Genomic DNA, 23,043 nt, shown 5'->3' with positions numbered 1-23,043 from the left:
GGAAGCTATGGTATTCCGTCCACTTGGGGCATGACGCACTACCCTGACTTTAACGGGTCAAAGGAAGAATTTACCCAGCTGACTGGTCTGAAAATTGTTAGCGACTTCGATCCGCCAAAGTATGAGATTGATCCGAGTGTCAACATTCCTCATGCAGCAGAAGATAGCTTTATTACCGTGATTGTGCCGAAGGGGCCCGATGGTAAGCCTGTGCAGCTTTCGGGTGGCGTTCAGCGAGTAATTCCAGTTGATCAGCCGGGTCTGCCGGATGATGGTGGTGGAAACGAGACTCCGGTTGTCCCGACCCCGGGCACCGAAACGCCTACCGCCGAAACCTCTGAAAAGCCGGCTCCCAAGACTCCGTCGATTAAGACTGAGGCTAAGTTTGCTGAGGGTTCGTCTCGTGTTGTTAATGATGCGGTTGTTACTGACACTGTGACCTATGAGGGTCTGGTTGCTGGTAAGAAGTACCACTTGGATGCGACGTTGATGTCCAAGGATGGCAAGACTGAGCTGGGTACTGGTGAGGCTGAGTTCACTGCTGCTGAGAGTGGTAGTGGTTCCACCACGGTTGATATCACTGTGAAGAATGCTGAGCAGCCGGTTGATGCTGCTGTTGCGTTTGAGGAGTTGACCTCTGTGGAGGTTAATGCTGATGGTGATGAGACTCCGGGTGCTGAGACTCCGAATAAGATTGCGGAGCACAAGGATCCCAACGACGGTAAGCAGACTGTTACCTCTAAGGAGACTTTGGAGCCGTCGATTAAGACTGAGGCTAAGTTTGCTGAGGGTTCGTCTCGTGTTGTTAATGATGCGGTTGTTACTGACACTGTGACCTATGAGGGTCTGGTTGCTGGTAAGAAGTACCACTTGGATGCGACGTTGATGTCCAAGGATGGCAAGACTGAGCTGGGTACTGGTGAGGCTGAGTTCACTGCTGCTGAGAGTGGTAGTGGTTCCACCACGGTTGATATCACTGTGAAGAATGCTGAGCAGCCGGTTGATGCTGCTGTTGCGTTTGAGGAGTTGACCTCTGTGGAGGTTAATGCTGATGGTGATGAGACTCCGGGTGCTGAGACTCCGAATAAGATTGCGGAGCACAAGGATCCCAACGACGGTAAGCAGACTGTTACCTCTAAGGAGACTTTGGAGCCGTCGATTAAGACTGAGGCTAAGTTTGCTGAGGGTTCGTCTCGTGTTGTTAATGATGCGGTTGTTACTGACACTGTGACCTATGAGGGTCTGGTTGCTGGTAAGAAGTACCACTTGGATGCGACGTTGATGTCCAAGGATGGCAAGACTGAGCTGGGTACTGGTGAGGCTGAGTTCACTGCTGCTGAGAGTGGTAGTGGTTCCACCACGGTTGATATCACTGTGAAGAATGCTGAGCAGCCGGTTGATGCTGCTGTTGCGTTTGAGGAGTTGACCTCTGTGGAGGTTAATGCTGATGGTGATGAGACTCCGGGTGCTGAGACTCCGAATAAGATTGCGGAGCACAAGGATCCCAACGACGGTAAGCAGACTGTTACCTCTAAGGAGACTTTGGAGCCGTCGATTAAGACTGAGGCTAAGTTTGCTGAGGGTTCGTCTCGTGTTGTTAATGATGCGGTTGTTACTGACACTGTGACCTATGAGGGTCTGGTTGCTGGTAAGAAGTACCACTTGGATGCGACGTTGATGTCCAAGGATGGCAAGACTGAGCTGGGTACTGGTGAGGCTGAGTTCACTGCTGCTGAGAGTGGTAGTGGTTCCACCACGGTTGATATCACTGTGAAGAATGCTGAGCAGCCGGTTGATGCTGCTGTTGCGTTTGAGGAGTTGACCTCTGTGGAGGTTAATGCTGATGGTGATGAGACTCCGGGTGCTGAGACTCCGAATAAGATTGCGGAGCACAAGGATCCCAACGACGGTAAGCAGACTGTTACCTCTAAGGAGACTTTGGAGCCGTCGATTAAGACTGAGGCTAAGTTTGCTGAGGGTTCGTCTCGTGTTGTTAATGATGCGGTTGTTACTGACACTGTGACCTATGAGGGTCTGGTTGCTGGTAAGAAGTACCACTTGGATGCGACGTTGATGTCCAAGGATGGCAAGACTGAGCTGGGTACTGGTGAGGCTGAGTTCACTGCTGCTGAGAGTGGTAGTGGTTCCACCACGGTTGATATCACTGTGAAGAATGCTGAGCAGCCGGTTGATGCTGCTGTTGCGTTTGAGGAGTTGACCTCTGTGGAGGTTAATGCTGATGGTGATGAGACTCCGGGTGCTGAGACTCCGAATAAGATTGCGGAGCACAAGAATCTTGAGGATGAGGCTCAGACTGTGACTTCGAAGGACGAGGAGACCACGACTTCGACCGAGCCGACGAACCCGACGAACCCGACCAACCCGACGGAGCCGACGGAGCCGACGGAGCCGACGGAGCCGACCAACCCGACGGAGCCGACTGAGCCGTGCAAGCCGGGTGATGAGACGACTCCGGCGAAGCCTTCTGAGCCGGGCGAGGAGACCACTGAGCCGACCCAGCCGGGCGAGGAGACCACTGAGCCGACCGAGCCGACCGGTGAGACCACCGAGCCGACCGAGCCGACTAAGCCGTGCAAGCCGGAGGTTCCGACTTCTGAGACGACGACTACTAAGGTGACTAGCTCGAAGGTGAATAAGCCGGGTAAGGCGAAGATTTCGACGAATGCTGACTTTGCTAATGGCGCAACTGAGGTTGTTGCTGGTGCGCAGGTCAATGACAAGGTGACTTACGAGGGCTTGGTCCCGGGTAAGGAGTACACCTTGAAGGCTGAGTTGATTTCTAAGGTTGATGGCTCTTCTGTTCTGGGTGAGGGTCACAAGACCTTTACGCCGGATGCTGCTAAGGGTGAGGTTGTTGTTGAGATTTCGGTTGATGAGTCTGTGACTGAGCCGGTTGAGGCTGCGGTTGCTTTCGAGGAGTTGACTTCTGTGGAGGTCAACGGCAAGGGTGAGGAGACTCCGGGTACTGATTCGGAGAAGCCGAACCACATTGCTGACCACAAGGACATCAACGACAAGGATCAGACTGTTCCGAAGGAAGAGGAGACCACGACTTCGACCGAGCCGACGGAGCCGACCAACCCGACGAACCCGACCGAGCCGACGGAGCCGACGGAGCCGACCGAGCCGACGGAGCCGACGGAGCCGACGGAGCCGACGGAGCCGACGGAGCCGACCAACCCGACGGAGCCGACGGAGCCGACCAACCCGACGGAGCCGACTGAGCCGACCAACCCGACGGAGCCGACTGAGCCGTGCAAGCCGGGTGATGAGACGACTCCGGCGAAGCCTTCTGAGCCGGGCGAGGAGACCACTGAGCCGACCCAGCCGGGCGAGGAGACCACTGAGCCGACCGAGCCGACCGGTGAGACCACCGAGCCGACCGAGCCGACTAAGCCGTGCAAGCCGGAGGTTCCGACTTCTGAGACGACGACTACTAAGGTGACTAGCTCGAAGGTGAATAAGCCGGGTAAGGCGAAGATTTCGACGAATGCTGACTTTGCTAATGGCGCAACTGAGGTTGTTGCTGGTGCGCAGGTCAATGACAAGGTGACTTACGAGGGCTTGGTCCCGGGTAAGGAGTACACCTTGAAGGCTGAGTTGATTTCTAAGGTTGATGGCTCTTCTGTTCTGGGTGAGGGTCACAAGACCTTTACGCCGGATGCTGCTAAGGGTGAGGTTGTTGTTGAGATTTCGGTTGATGAGTCTGTGACTGAGCCGGTTGAGGCTGCGGTTGCTTTCGAGGAGTTGACTTCTGTGGAGGTCAACGGCAAGGGTGAGGAGACTCCGGGTACTGATTCGGAGAAGCCGAACCACATTGCTGACCACAAGGACATCAACGACAAGGATCAGACTGTTCCGAAGGAAGAGGAGACCACGACTTCGACCGAGCCGACGGAGCCGACCAACCCGACGAACCCGACCGAGCCGACCAACCCGACGAACCCGACCGAGCCGACGGAGCCGACGGAGCCGACCAACCCGACGGAGCCGACGGAGCCGACGGAGCCGACGGAGCCGACGGAGCCGACGGAGCCGACCAACCCGACGGAGCCGACTGAGCCGTGCAAGCCGGGTGATGAGACGACTCCGGCGAAGCCTTCTGAGCCGGGCGAGGAGACCACTGAGCCGACCCAGCCGGGCGAGGAGACCACTGAGCCGACCGAGCCGACCGGTGAGACCACCGAGCCGACCGAGCCGACTAAGCCGTGCAAGCCGGAGGTTCCGACTTCTGAGACGACGACTACTAAGGTGACTAGCTCGAAGGTGAATAAGCCGGGTAAGGCGAAGATTTCGACGAATGCTGACTTTGCTAATGGCGCAACTGAGGTTGTTGCTGGTGCGCAGGTCAATGACAAGGTGACTTACGAGGGCTTGGTCCCGGGTAAGGAGTACACCTTGAAGGCTGAGTTGATTTCTAAGGTTGATGGCTCTTCTGTTCTGGGTGAGGGTCACAAGACCTTTACGCCGGATGCTGCTAAGGGTGAGGTTGTTGTTGAGATTTCGGTTGATGAGTCTGTGACTGAGCCGGTTGAGGCTGCGGTTGCTTTCGAGGAGTTGACTTCTGTGGAGGTCAACGGCAAGGGTGAGGAGACTCCGGGTACTGATTCGGAGAAGCCGAACCACATTGCTGACCACAAGGACATCAACGACAAGGATCAGACTGTTCCGAAGGAAGAGGAGACCACGACTTCGACCGAGCCGATGGAGCCGACCAACCCGACGAACCCGACCGAGCCGACCAACCCGACGAACCCGACCGAGCCGACGGAGCCGACTGAGCCGTGCAAGCCGGGTGATGAGACGACTCCGGCGAAGCCTTCTGAGCCGGGCGAGGAGACCACTGAGCCGACCCAGCCGGGCGAGGAGACCACTGAGCCGACCCAGCCGGGCGAGGAGACCACTGAGCCGACTGAACCGTGCGAGCCGGGCAAGGAGACGACTCCGGTGACCACTGAGCCGACTGGTGAGACCACCAAGCCGGGCAAGCCGGAGGTTCCGACTTCTGAGACGACGACTACGGTGACTACCTCGAAGGCGAATAAGCCGGGTGAGCCGTGGGTTACCACGAATGCTGACTTTGCTGAGGGTTCCCATGAGGTTGTTGCTGGTGCCAAGGTCATTGATGAGGTGACTTATGGTGGCCTGGTTCCGGGCAAGGAGTACACCCTGAAGGCCGAGCTGATTCTGAAGAAGGACGGCGAGACTGTTCTGGGTACTGGTGAGGCAACCTTTACCCCGGAGAATTCCAAGGGTATGGTGCCTGTGACCATTACTGTCAACGATGATGTTGAGGGTCCGGTTGAGGCTGCGGTTGCTTTCGAGGAGCTGACGTCCGTGGAGGTCAATGACAAGGGTGAGGAGACTCCGGGTACTGATTCGGAGAAGCCGAACCACATTGCTGAGCACAAGGACATCAACGACAAGGACCAGACTGTTCCGAAGCCCAAGACTCCGGGCAACGGCGGTTCCAGCAAGTCTGACTGGCCGTGGTGGCTGCTGCTCATCCCGGGCCTGGGTATTGTCAAGATCATCACTGATGGTCACGATGGCGGCCACAACGGCGGCCATGACGGTGGCAATGGTGACCACGATGGTGGCAATGGCCACAACGAGGTGACCGAGGACAACGGCCGCGGCGGCGACCATGGCGATGACCGCGATGTCACCGTCCTGGACGCCACCCCGCCGGAGGATGCCTACCCGGTTGAGGACGCCGGCCAGCCGCTGCCGTCCAACGCCGAGCGTGTGGACATCAAGTCCGTACCGTCCGGTGCGACCAAGCTCGACCCGGGCATGCAGGACTTCATCAAGTAGTCCGCCCACCACGCCGCCCAGCCCTTAATGGGCCGGGGTAGGCTGGGGCCAAACTTGAGATAAGGAAATCCCCTCCAGGGTGAAAACGCTGGAGGGGATTTCTCGTCTATTGTTTAAGAAGAAAAATAAGCAGCATCTAGCTATTTAGGAGTAGGCGCCATGGCAGGCGAAGAGGATAGAAACGCACACCCGGTAGATCCGGACAGAGTAGAAGGCGCGGGTGCTGAGCAGTCGGCTGAACAACCGGCGGAGCACACGCCAAAGCATCGAGCTGAGGATTCTGCTGAGACTTCTGTCGAGGCGACTAACGAGGCTTCCGGCGAGAAGGCAGCAGCCCAGCCCACCGGGGCAAGCACCCCAGTGGGCAGTGATGAGAAGCAAGGCGGCAACAAGAAGCTCCTCCTCGCGGCAGTCGCAGCCCTGGCGGTCCTGGTTATCCTGATCCAGCTCATCGTGGGGCTGGGCGGCAAGGATGACGCGGAAGAGGAAGAGGCGGCCGAGGAGACGTCGGTAAGCGCAGAGGCGTCGCCGACGACGACCAACTCCGACCCCTTCGTGGATGACTCCGGCGAGCAGGACCGTGAGGTCGACGCCGCTCCGGGCCAGTTCCCGGGTATGGAGGCCATGTCCCTGGGCATCGGTGAGGAGTACGCCGCGGTGGATCCAATCCAGGTTTCTGACACGGGCATGCTCGTCCCGCCGCGCGATGTGACGCGCCTGGGCTGGTACTCGGCGTCCGCAGTGCCCGGCACGGCCGGCCCGGTGGGCTCCAGTGTCATTACCGGCCACATCAACTACCAAGGCCAGGGCACCGGCTTTGCGGAGAAATTCACCACCCTGGAGCAGGGCCAGGAATTCTCCGTCTTCATCGATGGTGAGGAGCGCGTCTTCCGCGTGACGGAGGCGCCGTACCGCCTGCCTAAGGGCTCCGGTTTCCCCGATGTAGTCAACGATTCGCAGGGTGAGAACCGCCTGGTCCTCATCACGTGCGGCGGTAAGTTCGTCGGCGGCGAGCTGGGCTACGAGGACAACATCATCACCGTGGCGGAGCCGGTGGCGCCGGTGGAGGCTCCTGAGGACGGCGCCGAGGGCGACGTTCCGGCTGAGGCTCCGGCTGAGGCCCCGGCTGAGGCTCCTGCTGCCTAAAGGGGGTTAAACGGAGGCCTCCTGCAGGCGCGCGATGTGCAGCGCCAGGTAGGAGACCTCATCGGGGGTGAGCGCGCTGTCGAGGCGCAGCTCGATCAGGTTGGCCACGATCTGGGCCGTCTCGCCCGCCTCGGGGTAGCGGGCAGAGATGGCCGTGGCCACCTGGCGGTCATCGGAATCCAACTGCTGGTGCTCCGCCATGCGCACGAACAGGTAGCGCAGGTGCGTGATGAAGCGGGCGACGGAGATGTCCTCGCTGTCTAATGTGGTGCCGTCGTGGGAACCGATGACCGCCAGAATCTGCTGGATGAGACCCGTCATGCGGTACGTGCCGGAGAGATCCCCACGGCAAAACCGGCGTTGACCAGATGCAAGGTGAGCGCTACGGCCTCCGCGGGGGCCAGCGGGGACTGCAGGCCGTCGTTGATGGCGGCAAGCAGCTGCTTGGCCAGGGCGAAGTCCTCGGCGTAGAGGTGGCGGACCTCGGCCTCCAAGGGATAGGAGATGGCGGCGCCGCGCGTGACCGCACCGTGGACGTGGTCCGCGATGGCCACAACCAGGGTGAGCTTGTTGCGTAGAGTCTCCGGCATGTCGACGCGGTGCATGGCATCGATGACGAGCTGCACGTACTCGCCGGGGATGCCGGCAATCATGGCGGCGAGGTGATCCGGGTCGCGCCCGGAGTCGGGGACGAAGACCTTGACCACCTTGGCCGGATCCACCTCAGCGCCCGGCTGGGCTTGGAAGCCAATGCCGCGGCCGGTGACGATGACGTCCTCCGTACCGCGCCGCGCGAGCACGACGTTGTTGTTAAACACGCGCAGCAGTTGCACGAAATACCTTCCTTGTTGCGGTCTGGTTCGGGTGAAAGTTTGTCAGATACGACAAAAGCCGGCCACGATGATAGACATCGTGCCAGCTTAGTCGGTCAGCTCGCGCACGCGCGCGACTGCGTTCTTTAGTGGGTGGCGGTAATGACCGTATCGCCCGCAGCGGCGTGCTTGAGGCCCGCCGGGGTGACGGCCGCAAGGGCCTTGGTGTTGGTCACTGCCAGGACAATCGTGGTGTCGTAGCCCGCGGCGCGGACCTTGTCGAAGTCCACGGTGGCCAGCAGCTCACCCTTCTGGACGGTGTCGCCCTTCTTGACTGCCGGGGAGAAGCCGTCGCCCTTCATCTTCACGGTATTGATGCCGATGTGGACTAGGACCTCGACGCCATCGGCAGTCTTGATGCCGTAGGCGTGGCCAGACTTCATGGCACTCATCACGGTGCCGCTCACGGGGGAGTAGACCTCGTTGTTCTCGGGCACGATTCCTACGCCATCACCGAGCGTGCCGGCGGAGAAGACCGGGTCGTCGATGTCCGCCATGGGGACCACGTCGCCCTCGGCCGGGGAAGCGATGTCGGCGGTGGTGCCGGCTGCGGCCGAAGCGTCTGCGGAGTCTGCGGCGTGAGCGCTAGCGGCGCCTGCACCAGCACCGGCTGCGGCGCCGGCGGCCGGGGAAGCAGCGTGGTAAGCGTTTTCGGTGTGTGCAGTGTCCTCGCCGTTCTCGGCAGCTTCGCGGGCGGCCTTGGCCTCCGCGCGCTCTTCCGGGGTGCGGTAGTCGGTGAAGAAGATGAGCAGGAAGGCCACGACGAACGCCACGGCGATGGAGATGGCGTACTTGGCCATCGGGGTGAAGACCGGAATGGTCAGCAGGGAGGTGAACACGAAGGCGTTGGTCGTAATGCCGTTCGTGCCCAGCGTCAGCAGCGCCACGGTGAGACCACCGGCAAAGCAGCCCACGAGCATGCGCGGGTAAATCCTCTTGTAGCGCAGGTGGATACCGTAGAGGGAAGGCTCGGAAATACCGCCCAGCAGGCCCGCCAGGAGGGCCGAGCCGGAGGTCTGGCGCATCACGGTGTCACGGTCACGGATGGAGATAGCCAGAACACCTGCGGTGGCGCCGAAGCAGGCGAAGTTCCATGCACCCATGGGTCCCTGGATGAAGTCGTAGCCCAGGGTCTGGATATTGACCAGCATGAGGGCGTTGAGCGGCCAGTGCAGGCCCAGCGGGACGAGGAACGGGTAGAGCATCGGGATGGCCAGGGCGAAGACGAACGGGACGTTGTCATTGAGCCAGGACAGGCCGGCGCCAATGCCGTTACCGGCCCACACACCGAACGGGCCAATGAGGAAGGCCGTCAGCGGAATGACGAAGAGCAGGGTGAGGAACGGAACGAAGACCATGTGGACCGCGGACGGAATGATCTTCTGGAAGCCCTTGTAGAACAGTGCGGCGACGGCAGCCATGATGAGCGGGACAAAGACGTTTCCGCCGTAGTCCTGCAGCTGCAGTGGCAGGCCGAAGATATCGATGGAGCACTGCTCAGCCTTCAGCGTTTCGTTGGTGACGCACTGAACAGCCGGGTTGTCCGTCAGACCGCTGAACTCCGGGGTGAACAGCGCGAGCATGACTGCAGCAGGAACCCAAGGGTCGATGCGCAGCTTCTTGCCTGCGTTGTAGGCCACCATCACCGGCAGGAAGAAGAAGACGGAGCGCCACATGGCGTCGACAAAAATCCACGAGGCGGGCTTATCCTCAGCGCGGAAGTCAACGACGCCGATGGCATCCAATACTGCGGCGAAGGCGATGACGAGGGACGCGCCCAGCAGGACGCCGAGAATGGGGCGGAAAGAATCCGAGAGGTATTCGAAGAAGGTATCCATCCACGGCAACTTGCCCTTGGACTTGGCGCGGGCGGCGGCCTTGACGTCATCGTTGGAGCGGCCGTCAGACTCACCGGCGTTCTTCATCTGGGGGAGAGCCATGATCTGGTCGTAGACAGTGGCGACGTCACCGCCGATGACCACCTGGTAGTTGCGGCCGCCCTGCGGCACAGCACCCATGACCTTGGGGTTAGCCTCGAGTGCTTCTTTATCTGCCTTGGAGGCGTCGGCCAGCTCGAAGCGCAGGCGCGTGGCGCAGTGCGTGAGCGAGGTGACGTTCTCCGCTCCGCCGATGCCATCGATGATGGCTTCAGCTGGCGAGCGAACTTCAGTCGACATGTCAGTCCTTTCGCGGGTAAGCGGGCTGGAGTATAAAAACCACAAAAGACCTAGGCCGTCATGGTTCATAGCGAACCATCCCCACGCGGCAACGAGTGGGGAGCCTAGGTCTTGCCCGAAGTAACAATCCTGATAGGGAGCTTACGCCGCTGGCATCACGCTGCGCAAGCCCTGTGAGATCCCGCACTTGAGCGGGCAAGTGGGGGTGCGTAATGGGCATGTCGCGGATTTCTGAAGCGGCGTTTGGCGGAGGCCTCCAGTACTCTGAAACTGTCACTGTGTGCCCACAATGTGAGCGCGGGTACACGCCTTGCATGCAGAGAAAGGTTCTACATGACCGCCAAGTCTTCACGCACTTCCGCATTCGTTAGCGTCATCGGGCGCGGCTTCGACGGCCTCGACATCCAGTCCGTGGCATCCGAGTTGGATGCCACCTTCGCGCACGTAGATGAGCTGGGCACGGACCTCGGAACGATCCTGGAGAAGGCCCCGGAAGGCAACCTGGTTCTCCAGGGAACCGGCGTCGTGGATTTCGACGCCAAGGCGGCAGCCGCCCTGGGCCTGCCCTTCGCGCTCATCTCTAACGCGCCTGCCCGCACCGCGGAGCTGGCGCTGGATCACGCGCGCTCGGTGGGAGCAACCGTGGTGGGCGCGCTTACCGACGTCTCCTCGATCCCCGGCGCCCTCGCCTCCCAGGAGGACGTTGAGCCGCGCATGTGCGCCGAGCTGTTCCAGAAGCAGCTGCTGGATCAGGCCCGCGAGGTCGGGGCCCACATTGTCCTGCCGGAGGGCGAGGATGATCGCATCCTCGAGGCAGCCGGTGAGCTCATTAAGGGCAAGGTGGCGAAGCTGACGATTCTGGGCGATGAGAACGTTGAGAAGCGCGCACAGGAACTGGGCATCGACCTGGACGGGGTGGAGATCATCAACCACCTCGAGTCCCCGCTGGCAGAAGAATTCGCCGCGGACTTCGCGGAGCTGCGCAAGAAGAAGGGTGTCACCCTGGAGCAGGCGCGCGAAACCATGCAGGACGTGTCCTACTTCGCCACGATGATGGTGCACAAGGGCCTGGCGGACGGCATGGTCTCCGGTGCTGCGCACACCACCGCACACACCATAAAGCCCTCCTTCCAGATCATCAAGACCAAGCCGGAAGCCTCCGTGGTCTCCTCCATCTTCCTCATGGTCATGCCGGGGCGCCTGTGGGCCTTTGGTGACTGCGCGGTGAACCCGAACCCGACCCCGGAGCAGCTGGGGGAAATCGCCATCGTGTCGGCACAGACCGCCTCCCAGTTCGGCATCGACCCGCGCGTGGCGCTGCTGTCCTACTCCACCGGCACCTCCGGCGCTGGTCCGGACGTGGAGAAGGTAACTGCGGCCGTGGAGGCAGCCAAGAATATCGATGCGTCCGTGGCTGTGGACGGCCCGCTGCAGTTCGACGCCGCGTGTGATGCCGGCGTGGCCGCCAAGAAGGCCCCGGAGTCCCCGGTGGCAGGCCAGGCCAACGTCTTCGTCTTCCCAGACCTGGAGGCCGGCAACATCGGCTACAAGACCGCGCAGCGCACCGGTGGTGCTTTGGCCGTGGGCCCGATTCTGCAGGGCCTGAACAAGCCGGTCAATGACCTCTCCCGTGGTGCCACGGTGCCGGACATCATCAACACGGTGGCCATCACCGCAACCCAGGCAGGAGTGAAGTAAATGGCGTACGTACTCGTCCTCAACTCGGGCTCGTCCTCCGTCAAGTTCCAGCTGGTGGATCCGGAAAGCTCCGCCACCGACACCCCGTTGGTCTCCGGCCTGGTGGAGCAGGTGGGCGAGCCGCAGGGCGCGGTGACTGTGAAGACCGGCGGGCAGGAGTACAAGGAAGAGCTGGAGATTCCTACCCATTCCTTCGGCCTCGACCGCGCGTTTAGCATCATGCACGAGCACCACGTGGGCCCGACGGACGTGGAAGTTATCGCGGTGGGCCACCGTGTCGTGCACGGCGGCCGCCTCTTTAGCGAGCCGCAGCTCATCGTGGACCAGATCGAGTCCATGATTGAGGACCTCATCCCGCTGGCCCCGCTGCACAACCCGGCCAACCTGGACGGCATCCGCGTCGCCCGCTCGTTGCTGCCGGACATCCCGCACGTGGCAGTCTTCGATACGGCCTTCTTCAACCGCCTCCCACCGGCCGCCGCGCTGTACGCCATCAACAACGACGTGGCCTCGCAGTACGACATTCGCCGCTACGGCTTCCACGGCACCTCCCACGAGTTCGTCTCCCAGCAGGTGCCGGGGCTGCTCGGCCGCGATCCCAAACACACGCACCAGATCACCCTCCACCTGGGCAACGGTGCGTCCGCGGCCGCGATTCGCAACGGCCGCCCCATCGATACTTCGATGGGCCTGACCCCGCTGGCCGGCCTGGCCATGGGCACCCGTTCCGGCGACATCGACCCGGGCATCATCTTCCACCTCTCGCGCCAGGCGGGCATGTCCATCGATGAGATCGATACCCTGCTCAACAAGCAGTCCGGTGTGAAGGGCATTGCGGGCGTCAACGACTTCCGCGTGCTGCGTGAGCGCATCAACAACGAGGACCAGGACGCCTGGTTGGCCTACAACATCTACATCCACCAGCTGCGCCGCTTCATCGGCTCCTACATGATTGCGCTCGGCCGCGTGGACGCGATTACGTTCACCGCCGGCGTGGGCGAGAACGACACCGAGGTCCGCCAGGATTCGCTGTACAACCTAGACATGTACGGCATTGACTTCGACAAGGAAGCCAACCTGGTGCGCTCCAAGGAGCCGCGCATGATTTCTACCGCGGACTCCCAGGTCAAGGTCTTCGTGGTTCCCACCAACGAGGAGCTGGCGATTGCCCAGAAGGCTGCGGGCATTGCCGCCATGGCGCGCGAGGCAGGACTGTATTAGCCGGCGGCCTCCCCGCGCCGGGGCTGCTAGAAGAGCGTGACTGGGCGGACCTTATTGGCTAGGTCCACCAGCGCGTAGCGGTGGCGCGAGAAGGGCGCCTGGCGGGCCAGCGCGCGCAGCGTATCCGCCAGGCCGTAGCGCAAGCCGCGCTGGGTAAAGGGGAACTCGAAGAGATCGTTGGGGGAGGCCGAGGCGTCAAGGTCGGCCTCGCGCAAGAAGGTCAGCGCGGCCGAGATGACAGCGATCTTGATCTGCAGAAAGCGCGGCTCGTTCTGCGGGATCTCCTCTAGGCGGCGCGCGGCACGCCGGATGCGGGACTCCGAGAGATCGTGGACGATGAGCTGCAGAATCGTGGTCAGGCGCGCCATGCGGTGGTGCCGGGAGGCGTTGGGCACGCGGTCCAAGGTGGCCACGGCCAGCTCTACCTGGTGCTCCGCGCGCAGCTGGCGGGCCAGGCCGAAGGCTGAAGAGACCGTCGTCGGGTTCGTCGCCCACACGATGCCGTAGAGCCGCAAAGAGTTAAAGCGCAGGTGCGCCGGGTCCTCGGTGACGTGGTCCCAGATGCCGGGCTGCTCCGCGAAGTCCTCGCTCGGCAAATCAGCCAGCGAGGTGGTGACGTTGGCGCAGGCGCGGGCCACTGCGGCGTCGATAAGCGCTGCTTCTGAGTAGCCCAACTGTTGAAGGATCAATTCATTGACCGCGCCAATGGCCAGCTTGGGGGCGGCCTCACCAGGAAGAATATCCAAAACACGGGCGAAGTGGCCCTGGGCCGCGCGGTACTTATCCAACAGCAACTCCGCCACGCCCGAATACCAGTGGAAGCGCCAGTCGTTGCCCAGCCGGTCCTCGATGGACTTCAGCCACTCGCGGGCCTGGCCGATGTAGCCCAGGTCAATCATCGCGCGCACCACGCCTAGCGGAATCTCTTCAGACTCCTCGTACTCCGGGGTCTGCATGGCCTGGCGGAGGGTCTCCAAAGCCTCCTGCGGCTCGGTATAGGAAGAACCCTGCAGCAGCGAGGCGCCCACGTCGGAGCGGATGATCAGCGGCGTGGGAAGAGCCGAGACCACCTCGGGGGCGGTGATGCGCACGGTGCGGTCGATGCCGTCGATGAGCTGGTCCGTGCGGAACACCAGGTGCTTGGTGCCAAACGTCGTACGCTGCGGGGAGAAGGCCGAGTGCTGCGCGGGGTGCTGGATTCCGTCCCGCAGCGCGATGACCTCCCGGAGCACGCCGAAGAGCTGGTCCCGCAGCTCCGCCACGGAGCGGAAGCGCTTGTTCGGATCCGGGTCCGTGGCGCGCAGCAGCAGGCGGTAGAAGGACAGGTAGCGGCGCAGGAGCGGTTCCTCCGTGGGGGAGGGCAGGCCCGGCTTGTACACGCCGTCCTCCACCGGCAGCTTGAGCACCAGGCAGGCCAAGGTGCGGCCAATGGTGTAGATATCGCTGGCTACCGACGGGCCCTGCGTGGCAATCTCCGGGGCCTGGAAGCCCTGCGTGCCGTAAATGTGGCCGAAGGCGCCGATGCCGGACACCGCGCCTAGGTCAATGAGCTTGACCTGGTCCTCGGTGACGATGATGTTGGAGGGCTTCAAGTCGTTGTAGACCACCCCGCGGGCGTGCAGGTAGTCCAGGGCGGGCAGAATCTCCAGGATGTAGGCAATGGCGGTGTCTACCGGGAAGCAATCCCCCGGCTGACCGTTGCGCCGGTTCTTCAGCGAGGGCCCGCCCACGTACTCCATGACGATGAAGCCGCCGGGGACGCGGGGATCATCGATGAAGTTGAAAATCTTCACGATGTTCGGGTGCGTGATATCCGCCAGGAACTCGCGCTCCGCCTCCGCCGTGGCGGTCTCCTCCGCGGACTTCTCAGACTGCATGCCCTTGAGCACCACAATGCGTCCGGAGACGAAATGATCGTTGGCCAGGTAAATCCAGCCCAGGCCGCCGTGGGCCAAGACTCCCAGGATCTCGTACTGGCCGGCCACCATATCTCCCGGCTGCAGTTGCGGCGGGGCGATGGTGGGGGAGTCCTGCGGGTCCACCAGGGCATCTGCCGGGTTGCCGGGCACCACGAAGGGCAAGGTGGCCATGCCGTCCGCCACCTCACGGTCGGTGCGCTTGGTGGAGCGGCGCTGGCGGAACGTATCGAGCGCCCGGCGGCGCGACGCCCGGGAGGGGTCCTCTGCTTTGCGGCGATCACGCAGCTGTCCCAGCTCCGCGATGAGCGCGGCGATGTTGTCAGAGTCCTCGTAGGCCTCATCGGCCGCGCTGGGAGCGCCGGGCGTGGCGTTGGCACCGGTTGCGCCCGCGGGACGCTGCGTGGCGGCTGTGGCATCTGACTGGTCGGGGCTAGGCAGGACGAAGGAGGCGTCCGTGTCGTCCTCGTCCGCGAAGGGATCGTAGGCAACGGCCGCGGTGCGGTCGGACGCGTCGGCCCCGCCTGCGGCTTCTATGCTGTGGGGGTCGGTCCTTGTGCCGCCCTCGGCGCCTGCTCCGTCGATGTCCTCGTCGCCGTCCTCGTCCGCGAAGGGGTCGAAGGGGATGGCCGCGGTAGCGTCGAGAGCCGCCGCGTCGCGGTCCTGGGGGTCCTCGTGTTCCTCCGGGGTGAGGTGGTCCAGCTCGTCTTCGCTAAAGCTCTGCGTCATGGCTACTCATCCTCCCTGGTGGTGCTCGGCAGCGTCTCAGCGCGGTATTTCGGGGCCGGCAGCGTGGGCTTGTCCATGTAATCCCCCAGCCACGTGGTGAAAAGCCGCGACCACGTCCCGTCCTCCCTGATGCGCTCCAGCGTGGAATTGATTTGGCGGATGAGCGGGCGCGAATCGTAGGCAGCATCCGGCTTGCGCACCGCCACCCCATAGTTCTGCGTCTCCACGGGGCTGCCCACGATCTCGGTGTAGGAATCCTGCGCCAGCATGCCGGCCAGGAGCGCGTCATCCACCACGATGCCATCGGCCTGACCCAGCTGCAGGGACATGAGGCAGTCGCCCCACGCGCGCGTTTCCAGGATGTCCGCGGACGGCGCGTGCCGGCGGATGGCGTCCACCATGGTGGAGCCTCTGACCGCGCACAGGGTCAGGCCCGCCGTGTCCTCGATGGAGGTGATGCCAGAGTTCTTGAGCACCAACATGCGGGCATCCGTCTTCATATACGGGATGGAAAAAGCCACCTCGCGCTGGCGCTCCGGGCTAATGGTCATGGTGCGGATGACCATGTCCACGGTCCGGTCATTGAGCGCCTTCGAGCGGTCCGAGGCCTCCACGAAGCGGAAGTCCACCTTGTTGGGATCCCCAAAAATATCGCGGGCCACCTCCCGGGCAATGTCCACCTCGAAGCCGCGGACCTCACCGGTGGCGGTGTCGCGGTAGCTAAGCAGGTTATTTGAGCGGTCAACGCCCACGATGAGCCGGCCGCGCTTGCGGATCTCCGGCACGCGCTCCTCCGGGGACTTGTCATCGGGACGGTAGGAACCTTCCGCTTCTTCGCCGCTGTCCTTGGCGGGCTCGCCCGTGCCGGCGGGCTCTATGATGGCGTCTTCCGGCAGTGGCGGGCCGGGCGTGGCCTCCAGATTGGCGCTGGGGGCGACAATGGGCTGGGGCGGCGGCGGGGCCGAGGGGGCACAGCCGGCCAGCACGGTAGCGGCGAGCGCGACAGTTGCTGTGACAGTGACTGTGACTGGGGCTGCGGCGCGGGCTGTGGCTGGCGCTGGCACGGCGGGGATAAGGCTGGGTACGCGCATTAGAGGTACTCCTGCAGACGCGGACGAATGCCCAGCCACACCGCGATGATGGCGCCGAAGGTGGCCAGAGACACGCCCGTGGACACCAGCGTCATGGCGTTGAGGCCCCGCACCAGGTAGTTGCGCATGGCGGCGCGGGCTTGGTCAATGAGTGCTGCCAGCGAGTTATCCACGGCGTTGAAGGCGCTGGCCGCGGTTGGATCGCCGTCCTGATCAATAGCCGTGGCCTGGTACAACGCGGAGTCGTAATCGCCCGCGGACAGATCCGCCATGAAGCTGTCGTGCGTGGTGGTCCAATCCTCCACGGCCTGCTGGGCCCGCGGGATGAGCTCCGGGTTGGGGGTGACCTCCGGGTCGTCGCCAAGCGCCGCCTCGTAGTCCCGCAGCGCCTGGTCCACGGAGTAGACCGTGGAGTCGAAGTGCACCGACATGTCCTGTTGGGAGGAGCGCATGACCAGCGCCAAGGTCTCCGAGGTGCGCATCTGCTGTGCCTCAATGCGGGAGGCGGTAAGGGAATCCCACGGACGCGAGACGGTCTCAAACCCCTGGTGGCCGGAGGCCCACGTGGCTAGGTTGGCGCCGGCCGCCCACACCAAAGCGGTAAAGAGCAGCACCGTGGCCGCGACGAAGCCGCGGTTGAGGCGGCGGCGGGTCAGCCGCCAGAGCCACCACTGCGCCAGTCCCAAGAAGATGAGAGCCGCCACCAGTCCGGACAGCGGCACCCACTGCGGGCGGGTGAGGCGCTGCTGCTGGTGGGAGACTTTCTCCGAGGTCAGAGCGAAAAGCTCCGAGGCCGCGGGCAGGATCTGGGTGCGCATGAGCGCCGACGCATTGGACATGTAAGAGTTCGCCACCGCGTTGCCCGCGCGGTGGTTGACCCGGGCCTTTTCCACCAGTGCGGTATAGACGGGCAGCTCTCGCTGGATAAAGGTAACCAGCTCGCGCACGCGCTCGTCCTCCTCCGAGCTGCCGACGACGGACTGGGTGGCGGCGACAGAGGCGGCGTCGATAGCCGCGTTATAGCGCTCGCGGTTACTCTTCGATTCCACGCCGGCCTGCACGAACCCCGTGGTAGCCACCGTGTCTGCCAGGGAAAGGTTGGTGTAGAGATGGTGCGCCGCGTTCGACATCGGCTCGGTAGAGGAGAGCAGCGTATCCAAATCGTCGTGCCGCGCGGCCGAGGAGGACGCCATGGAAAAACCCGCCGCGGCCAGGGCCACGGTGAGGATGACGGTGACGCCAAAGAGCTTGCCCGGGGTGGTGGAGGCGAAGCTGTAGAGACGCTTCAACACGCGCGCCGGGCCGGCGAAGGAGCTCATGGCCAGCTGGGTGGGACGGTTAAAGGCGGGAGTTGCAGGCTCGGTGACCTCATCGAGCCAGTGATCGCCCCACGTATCGGGCGTGTGCTCGCGCTGTTCGGTGGCCGGGCCGGTCATTCCCTTAGGATAGCGCCCTTGACGGAAAAGTGGGTATAGATTGGAGGCATGTGTACACGCGTAAACCCAGAACTCTCCGGCGACGGTTGGGCCACGGGCCCAGGCGGCGTGCCGGTGTGGGGCAAGTTTGGCGCGGCGGGGCTCTTCCTCGTGGCGGGGAACCAGGTACTGCTCCAGCACCGCGCGGCGTGGACTAATCACGGCGATACGTGGGGAATTCCCGGCGGGGCGCGGGACAAGCCGGAGACCGCGGTGGACGCGGCGCTGCGGGAGACCACAGAAGAGACAGGCATCGCGGCCGCGGACGTCGAGGTGCTCGACTCGATGGTGACGGCCGGGCCTTTCGACGGCGGCTGGACCTACACCACGGTGCTGGCGCGGACGGTGTCGGGGCAGTGCTTGGACACGACTGCGAACGAAGAATCCACCGAGCTGCGCTGGGTTGCCTTCTCTGACGTGGACGCCCTCAACCTCCTGGGGCCGTTTCGGTCCGCGCTGCCCGGCGTGCTGGCGCGCTGGGAGGAGCTGAACAGCTAAAACGCGCGTGTGTCCGGCGGGTGTGGCACGCTAGTGGGCATGATTGACGTAGCCGGACTGACAAAACAGTATGGGTCTGTCCGCGCCGTGGATGACCTCACCTTCCAGGTGAAGCCGGGGCAAGTGACCGGCTTCTTGGGGCCAAACGGCGCGGGCAAGTCCACCACCATGCGCATGATCCTCGGGCTGGACAAGCCCACCGCGGGATCCGCGCGAATCAACGGCAAACCCTATCGTGAGCTCCGCAATCCGCTGCGGGAGGTAGGCGCCCTCTTGGACGCCAAGGCGGTCCACTCCAACCGCACCGCCGCGAACCACCTGAAGTGGATGGCGCAGTCCAACGGTATTCCGACCTCCCGCGTAGACGAGGTGCTGGGACTGGTGGGGCTGTCCGACGTTGCCGGTAAGAAAGCCGGCGGCTTCTCCCTCGGTATGGGGCAGCGCCTCGGCCTGGCCGCAGCACTGTTGGGGGACCCGGGCGTGCTGATCCTGGATGAGCCGGTCAACGGCCTGGACCCGGAGGGAATCCGGTGGGTGCGCACGCTGGTGCGAGCACTGGCAGCGGAAGGCCGCACGGTGCTCATCTCCTCCCACCTGCTCTCGGAGATGGCGCAGACCGCGGACCACCTCGTGGTCATTGGCCAGGGCCGCCTGGTGGCGGACCAGCGCACGTATGACTTTGTCAAAGACAACTCCAGCGCCTCTGTCACCGTGCGCTCGGAGCACCTTCCGGCCTTCGCCTCCGCGCTGCGGGAGGCCGGGGTGGGCTTTAGCGAGTCTCTCGATGAGGAGCAGCGGCCCACGCTGGTCATCCCGGAGCAGACCACGGACTACATTGGCCAGCTGGCGTACTCCACCGGCGTGCCGCTCTCGGAGCTCTCGCTGCACCGCGCCTCACTGGAGGAGGCCTTTGTGAAGCGGACGAACCAGTCCGTGCAATACCACGCCACGCAGTTCGGCGCGGATGGCGCGCAGGAAGGAGCGCAGAGCTAATGTTTATCAACACGCTGCATGCGGAGTGGACCAAGCTGCGCACGACAAAGGCCTTCTGGTGGACCACCGGGCTCATCTTTGTCATCATCACGCTGTCGACACTCATCATGTCCTTGAACGCCCAGGAAGCGGTCCTCGGAGTAAGCCCCCTTCAGGCCAGCACGTTGGGAGCGGTCATCATCTTCTTGGGCGTGCCCATCATGATGATCCAAGGCATCATGGTCGTCACCACGGAGTACAGCCACAAGACCCAAACCATCACTTACCTGGCGAACCCGCATCGCTGGAGCGTCGCCGTGGCCAAGCTGGTCCTGTACGGCGCAATTGCCGCGCTCATCGCCTTCTTCGGGCTGGTGTATATCTTCGTGTTGGCGGACAGCACCACAAACGCCTCGGCGGCCGAGGCCTTCCGCCCCTTCTCCGATGACAACGCGAAGCGCATGCTGTGGACCTACCCCCTCGAGGCCTTCGGCATCGTGCTCTTCGGTCAGGCCCTGGGCCTGCTGCTGCGCCAGACCTCTGGTGCTGTGGCACTGGCGCTCATCTGGTACCTGGCTCTCGAAAACGCCATCATGTTCCTGCCACGCGTGGGCGAGAAGATTGTGGACTACCTGCCCATTACCGCGCTGAACCGGTGGCTCAATAACTCGGTGCCGGACACCGTGCCGTGGGATTCCCCGGGTATTTCCGCGCTCATCTTCTTCGTGTGGGCGATCGTGCTGTGGATTATCGGCGTCATCCTGTTGGAGAAGCGCGACGCGTGATACCGCTCCCGCTTCTTGCATCCCTGGCGCTGTTGTCCGCAACAGCGCCTTTTGCCACTGATATGTACCTGCCGGTCATGCCGGCAATTATGGAGGAGCTGGACACCACCCGCTCGATGGTGCAGCTGACCATCTCCGGTTTCTTCATCGGCATGGGCATCGGCCAGCTGTTGATTGGTCCGCTCTCGGACGTCGTCGGGCGCAAGCGTCTCCTCATCCTCGGCGCCGCAGTGGCGCTTGCCGCCTCCGCGCTGGCGGCGCTGGCGCCGAGCGCCTTCGTCCTCGTCGCAGCCCGCGTGCTCCAAGGCCTCGGCGGCGGGGCGTGCGTGGTACTCGCCCGCGCGGTCGTGCCGGATCTTCTTCAGGGCGCTGCGGCGGCCAAGGCCTATTCGCTGCTCATGGCGCTGCAGGGAATCGCCCCGGCGGTGGCCCCGGTCCTGGGCGGCGTGCTGGCGGAGCCCCTGGGCTGGCGTGGCATCTTCTGGGCGCTGGCCGGCCTGCATGCCCTGCAGCTCCTGCTGGCCATCGTCGTCGTTCCGGAGACCGCTGGCGGGCGCTCGAGCTCCGGCGTCTTCCGAGCGATGGCGGGCAACTACTGGGCGGTGCTCACCAACGCCCGCGTGTGGGGCTACCTGGTCACCATGGCCTTCGGCTTCTGCGCCATGTTCTGCTACATCTCGGCGTCCTCGTTCGTGCTGCAGAATCAGTGGGGCTTTTCCGAGGTGGGTTATTCGCTGGTCTTCGGCGTGAATTCCCTTGGCCTCTTTGCCGCCACCGTGGTCAACTCCCGCGCCATGGACTCGGAGTCGCCGGCGTTCATGCTGCGCGTGGGCGTGGTAGGCGTGCTGGTGTGCGCGGTACTCCTGCTGCTGAGCATTGTCGCGGGCGCGCCGGTGTGGCTAAGCCTCATCGCGCTCTTCGCGTGCATAGCGCCCACCGGCTTCATCATGGGCAACGCCACCGCCTTGGCCACCGGGCTGATGCGCTCCCGCGCCGGCAGCGTGTCCGCCATCATGGGCTTCGGCCAATCCCTGCTCGCCAGTTCCATCAGCCCGCTCATGGGGTTGGGCTCCAATGCGGCACGCACCATGGCGCTTGGCATGGTGGCCTGCGCCTTCGTGTCGCTGTGCGGGCTTCTAGCCTCTGCCCGCCTTTCCCGCGCTACTGCAGCGCCGAGGTCAGGCGCATGACGTTGTCCACGTAGCGGCGCAATAGGCCGCGCTCGTTCCACTCCTCCAAGGTGAGCTCGTGGCAGACCTGCTTGTAGTTGAGGGCCAATTGGGTGAAGTCCTCGATGAGATTGCCCTTGGCCACGAGCATGGTGGACTCGTAGTTCAGGCCGAAGGAGCGCATGTCCATGTTGGAGGAGCCGAACATGCACAGCGGGTCACGGTTCGGCAGGTTGGGGTCTGCCAGGATGAACTTGGAGTGCAGCACGAAGGGCTCCGGGAACTGGAAAATCCGCACGCCGGCCTCCAACAGGGCTTGGTAGTAGGAGGACTGGGCGTGGTTGACCATGAACTGGTCGGCCTTGGCGGAGACGAGCAGGTGGACCTCCACGTCGCGGTAGCAGGCGGTGGTGACGGCTTCCAGCAGGGACTCGTCCGGGATGAAGTAGGGCGAGCACATCACTAGCGTTTCCTTGGCGTGGTGCACCACAGAGTTGAACATGCGCAGGTTCGGTTCCGTCGTGTAACCGGGGCCAGACGGCACGAGCTGGAGGTGGTTGGCGTCGGCAGTCACTGCGTCGTCGTAGGGCTGCATGTCCAGGGAGAGCTGCTCCTCGGATTCCAGGTACCAGTCAACCGCGAACACCGCGGCCAGTGAGGTCACCACGGGGCCGGTGAGCTCCACCATGTAGTCGATCCACGCGCGGTCTGTGGTCTTGTACTGGCGCTTGATCATGTTCATCGACCCCAGGAAGCCGGTGTTGCCGTCGATGACCACGATCTTGCGGTGGTTGCGCAGGTCGGGGCGGCGGAAGCGGCCCTTGTGCAGCTGCAGGGGAAGCATCAGGCGCCAGTCCACGTCGATGGCGGTCAGGCGCTTGCCCAGGGTGCGGTAGCCCTTGTACTTGTAGCTGCCGATCTGATCCAGCAGCAGCTTGACCTCCACGCCGCGCTCCCGGGCGCGCTTGAGGGACTGGAAGAAGACGTCCGTGACCTCGTCCCAAGACTGGATGTAGATCTCAATGAGCACGTACTTCTCGGCGCGGTCGACGGCGCGGGCCATGGCCAGAATCGCCTCGTTGTAGGAGGCGTGCAGGCCCATGTTGTGGCCGATGAGCGCCGGATGCCCGGTGAGGTTGCGGTTGAGCTGGATAAGGGACTCGACTTCGGGGGACAGGCGCCCTTCGGGGTGATTGGGGGTGGAGGCGGTGACGTCGCTGATGAGCTCGTTGGCCTCCTGCTGGATGCGGTGGCGGCGCCGGTTGATGTACGGCGAGCCCATGAGGAGGAAGAGCGGCAGGCCCACAATCGGCAGCACCAGAATGGCGAGCAGCCAGGCGGTGGAGCTGGACGGGCGGCGGCCCTCCGGGACCACGCCGATGGCGATGATTTTGATTCCGTAGTCGATGATCAGCAGTACGAGCTGCCACATGGAGAGGTCGATGTTTAAGTTCAT

13 protein-coding genes and 1 pseudogene are annotated in these 23,043 nt (G+C 63.2%); 8 read left to right on the top strand and 6 right to left on the bottom strand.

Annotated features, from left to right (window positions below; translation table 11 throughout):
• Positions 1 to 30: 30 nt before the first annotated feature.
• Both ACKFR8_RS07615 and ACKFR8_RS07610 read left to right on the top strand, forming a co-directional pair.
• A complete protein-coding gene (locus ACKFR8_RS07615) occupies positions 31 to 5,838 on the top strand; it encodes a VaFE repeat-containing surface-anchored protein (protein WP_408929659.1) in 5,808 nt (1,935 codons plus the stop codon).
• A gap of 159 nt (positions 5,839 to 5,997) precedes the next feature.
• A complete protein-coding gene (locus ACKFR8_RS07610) occupies positions 5,998 to 6,984 on the top strand; it encodes a class F sortase (RefSeq protein ID WP_408929658.1) in 987 nt (328 codons plus the stop codon).
• A gap of 6 nt (positions 6,985 to 6,990) precedes the next feature.
• On the opposite strand, the pseudogene ACKFR8_RS07605 reads toward ACKFR8_RS07610, so the two are convergent.
• A pseudogene (locus ACKFR8_RS07605) lies at positions 6,991 to 7,817 on the bottom strand (PRD domain-containing protein).
• 125 nt (positions 7,818 to 7,942) lie between these two features.
• The gene (locus ACKFR8_RS07600) at positions 7,943 to 10,033 is read right to left on the bottom strand and encodes a glucose PTS transporter subunit IIA (protein WP_408929657.1); all 2,091 of its coding nucleotides are present in this window, start codon (positions 10,031 to 10,033) and stop codon (positions 7,943 to 7,945) included.
• Between the two features lie 333 nt (positions 10,034 to 10,366).
• Here ACKFR8_RS07600 and pta point away from each other — a divergent pair, with 333 nt between their 5' ends.
• Complete coding sequence (pta, locus tag ACKFR8_RS07595) at positions 10,367 to 11,731, top strand: phosphate acetyltransferase (protein ID WP_296134970.1); 1,365 nt, start codon at positions 10,367 to 10,369, stop codon at positions 11,729 to 11,731.
• The gene (locus ACKFR8_RS07590; protein ID WP_408929656.1) at positions 11,732 to 12,952 is read left to right on the top strand and encodes an acetate kinase; all 1,221 of its coding nucleotides are present in this window, start codon (positions 11,732 to 11,734) and stop codon (positions 12,950 to 12,952) included.
• A 26-nt stretch (positions 12,953 to 12,978) separates the two neighbouring features.
• On the opposite strand, the gene ACKFR8_RS07585 is transcribed toward ACKFR8_RS07590, so the two are convergent.
• From ACKFR8_RS07585 to ACKFR8_RS07575, 3 genes are read right to left on the bottom strand one after another with little or no spacing between them, the layout of a single operon-like run.
• Positions 12,979 to 15,597 (bottom strand): serine/threonine protein kinase, encoded by a 2,619-nt coding sequence (locus tag ACKFR8_RS07585; RefSeq protein WP_408929655.1) that lies wholly within the window; start codon positions 15,595 to 15,597, stop codon positions 12,979 to 12,981.
• Positions 15,598 to 15,599: 2 nt separating this feature from the next.
• Positions 15,600 to 16,688 (bottom strand): glutamate ABC transporter substrate-binding protein, encoded by a 1,089-nt coding sequence (locus ACKFR8_RS07580; protein ID WP_408929654.1) that lies wholly within the window; start codon positions 16,686 to 16,688, stop codon positions 15,600 to 15,602.
• Positions 16,688 to 18,124 carry a hypothetical protein gene (locus ACKFR8_RS07575; protein ID WP_408929653.1) on the bottom strand — a complete coding sequence of 479 codons (1,437 nt, stop codon included), beginning with the start codon at positions 18,122 to 18,124 and terminating at the stop codon, positions 16,688 to 16,690. The genes ACKFR8_RS07580 and ACKFR8_RS07575 overlap by 1 nt, the downstream gene beginning before the upstream one ends.
• A gap of 48 nt (positions 18,125 to 18,172) precedes the next feature.
• On the opposite strand from ACKFR8_RS07575, the gene ACKFR8_RS07570 reads away from it, so the two are divergent.
• From ACKFR8_RS07570 to ACKFR8_RS07555, 4 genes are read left to right on the top strand one after another with little or no spacing between them, the layout of a single operon-like run.
• Positions 18,173 to 18,661, top strand: a complete 489-nt coding sequence (locus ACKFR8_RS07570; protein ID WP_408929652.1) for an NUDIX domain-containing protein — start codon at positions 18,173 to 18,175, stop codon at positions 18,659 to 18,661.
• Positions 18,662 to 18,700: 39 nt separating this feature from the next.
• The gene (locus tag ACKFR8_RS07565) at positions 18,701 to 19,654 is read left to right on the top strand and encodes an ABC transporter ATP-binding protein (RefSeq protein ID WP_408929651.1); all 954 of its coding nucleotides are present in this window, start codon (positions 18,701 to 18,703) and stop codon (positions 19,652 to 19,654) included.
• On the top strand, positions 19,654 to 20,418 hold the full coding sequence (locus tag ACKFR8_RS07560; protein ID WP_306507625.1) for an ABC transporter permease: 765 nt from the start codon (positions 19,654 to 19,656) through the stop codon (positions 20,416 to 20,418). Before ACKFR8_RS07565 ends, ACKFR8_RS07560 begins: the two co-directional genes overlap by 1 nt.
• A complete protein-coding gene (locus ACKFR8_RS07555; RefSeq protein ID WP_408929650.1) occupies positions 20,415 to 21,608 on the top strand; it encodes a multidrug effflux MFS transporter in 1,194 nt (397 codons plus the stop codon). The genes ACKFR8_RS07560 and ACKFR8_RS07555 overlap by 4 nt, the downstream gene beginning before the upstream one ends.
• Here the strand turns inward: ACKFR8_RS07555 and ACKFR8_RS07550 are convergent.
• Positions 21,580 to 23,043, bottom strand: a complete 1,464-nt coding sequence (locus ACKFR8_RS07550; RefSeq protein ID WP_306507627.1) for a phospholipase D-like domain-containing protein — start codon at positions 23,041 to 23,043, stop codon at positions 21,580 to 21,582. The genes ACKFR8_RS07555 and ACKFR8_RS07550 overlap by 29 nt on opposite strands.

This window comes from Corynebacterium axilliensis (assembly GCF_046097495.1).
Lineage (GTDB): Bacteria > Actinomycetota > Actinomycetes > Mycobacteriales > Mycobacteriaceae > Corynebacterium.
Note: the sequence above shows the minus strand (reverse complement) of the source record. Positions and strands in the feature narration are given on the sequence as shown.

Coding starts and splice junctions, on each gene's coding strand:
- ACKFR8_RS07615 (WP_408929659.1), top strand. CDS start 31: ATGACGCACTACCCTGACTTTAACGGGTCAAAGGAAGAATTTACCCAG.
- ACKFR8_RS07610 (WP_408929658.1), top strand. CDS start 5,998: ATGGCAGGCGAAGAGGATAGAAACGCACACCCGGTAGATCCGGACAGA.
- ACKFR8_RS07600 (WP_408929657.1), bottom strand. CDS start 10,033: ATGTCGACTGAAGTTCGCTCGCCAGCTGAAGCCATCATCGATGGCATC.
- pta (WP_296134970.1), top strand. CDS start 10,367: ATGACCGCCAAGTCTTCACGCACTTCCGCATTCGTTAGCGTCATCGGG.
- ACKFR8_RS07590 (WP_408929656.1), top strand. CDS start 11,732: ATGGCGTACGTACTCGTCCTCAACTCGGGCTCGTCCTCCGTCAAGTTC.
- ACKFR8_RS07585 (WP_408929655.1), bottom strand. CDS start 15,597: ATGACGCAGAGCTTTAGCGAAGACGAGCTGGACCACCTCACCCCGGAG.
- ACKFR8_RS07580 (WP_408929654.1), bottom strand. CDS start 16,688: ATGCGCGTACCCAGCCTTATCCCCGCCGTGCCAGCGCCAGCCACAGCC.
- ACKFR8_RS07575 (WP_408929653.1), bottom strand. CDS start 18,124: ATGACCGGCCCGGCCACCGAACAGCGCGAGCACACGCCCGATACGTGG.
- ACKFR8_RS07570 (WP_408929652.1), top strand. CDS start 18,173: ATGTGTACACGCGTAAACCCAGAACTCTCCGGCGACGGTTGGGCCACG.
- ACKFR8_RS07565 (WP_408929651.1), top strand. CDS start 18,701: ATGATTGACGTAGCCGGACTGACAAAACAGTATGGGTCTGTCCGCGCC.
- ACKFR8_RS07560 (WP_306507625.1), top strand. CDS start 19,654: ATGTTTATCAACACGCTGCATGCGGAGTGGACCAAGCTGCGCACGACA.
- ACKFR8_RS07550 (WP_306507627.1), bottom strand. CDS start 23,043: ATGAACTTAAACATCGACCTCTCCATGTGGCAGCTCGTACTGCTGATC.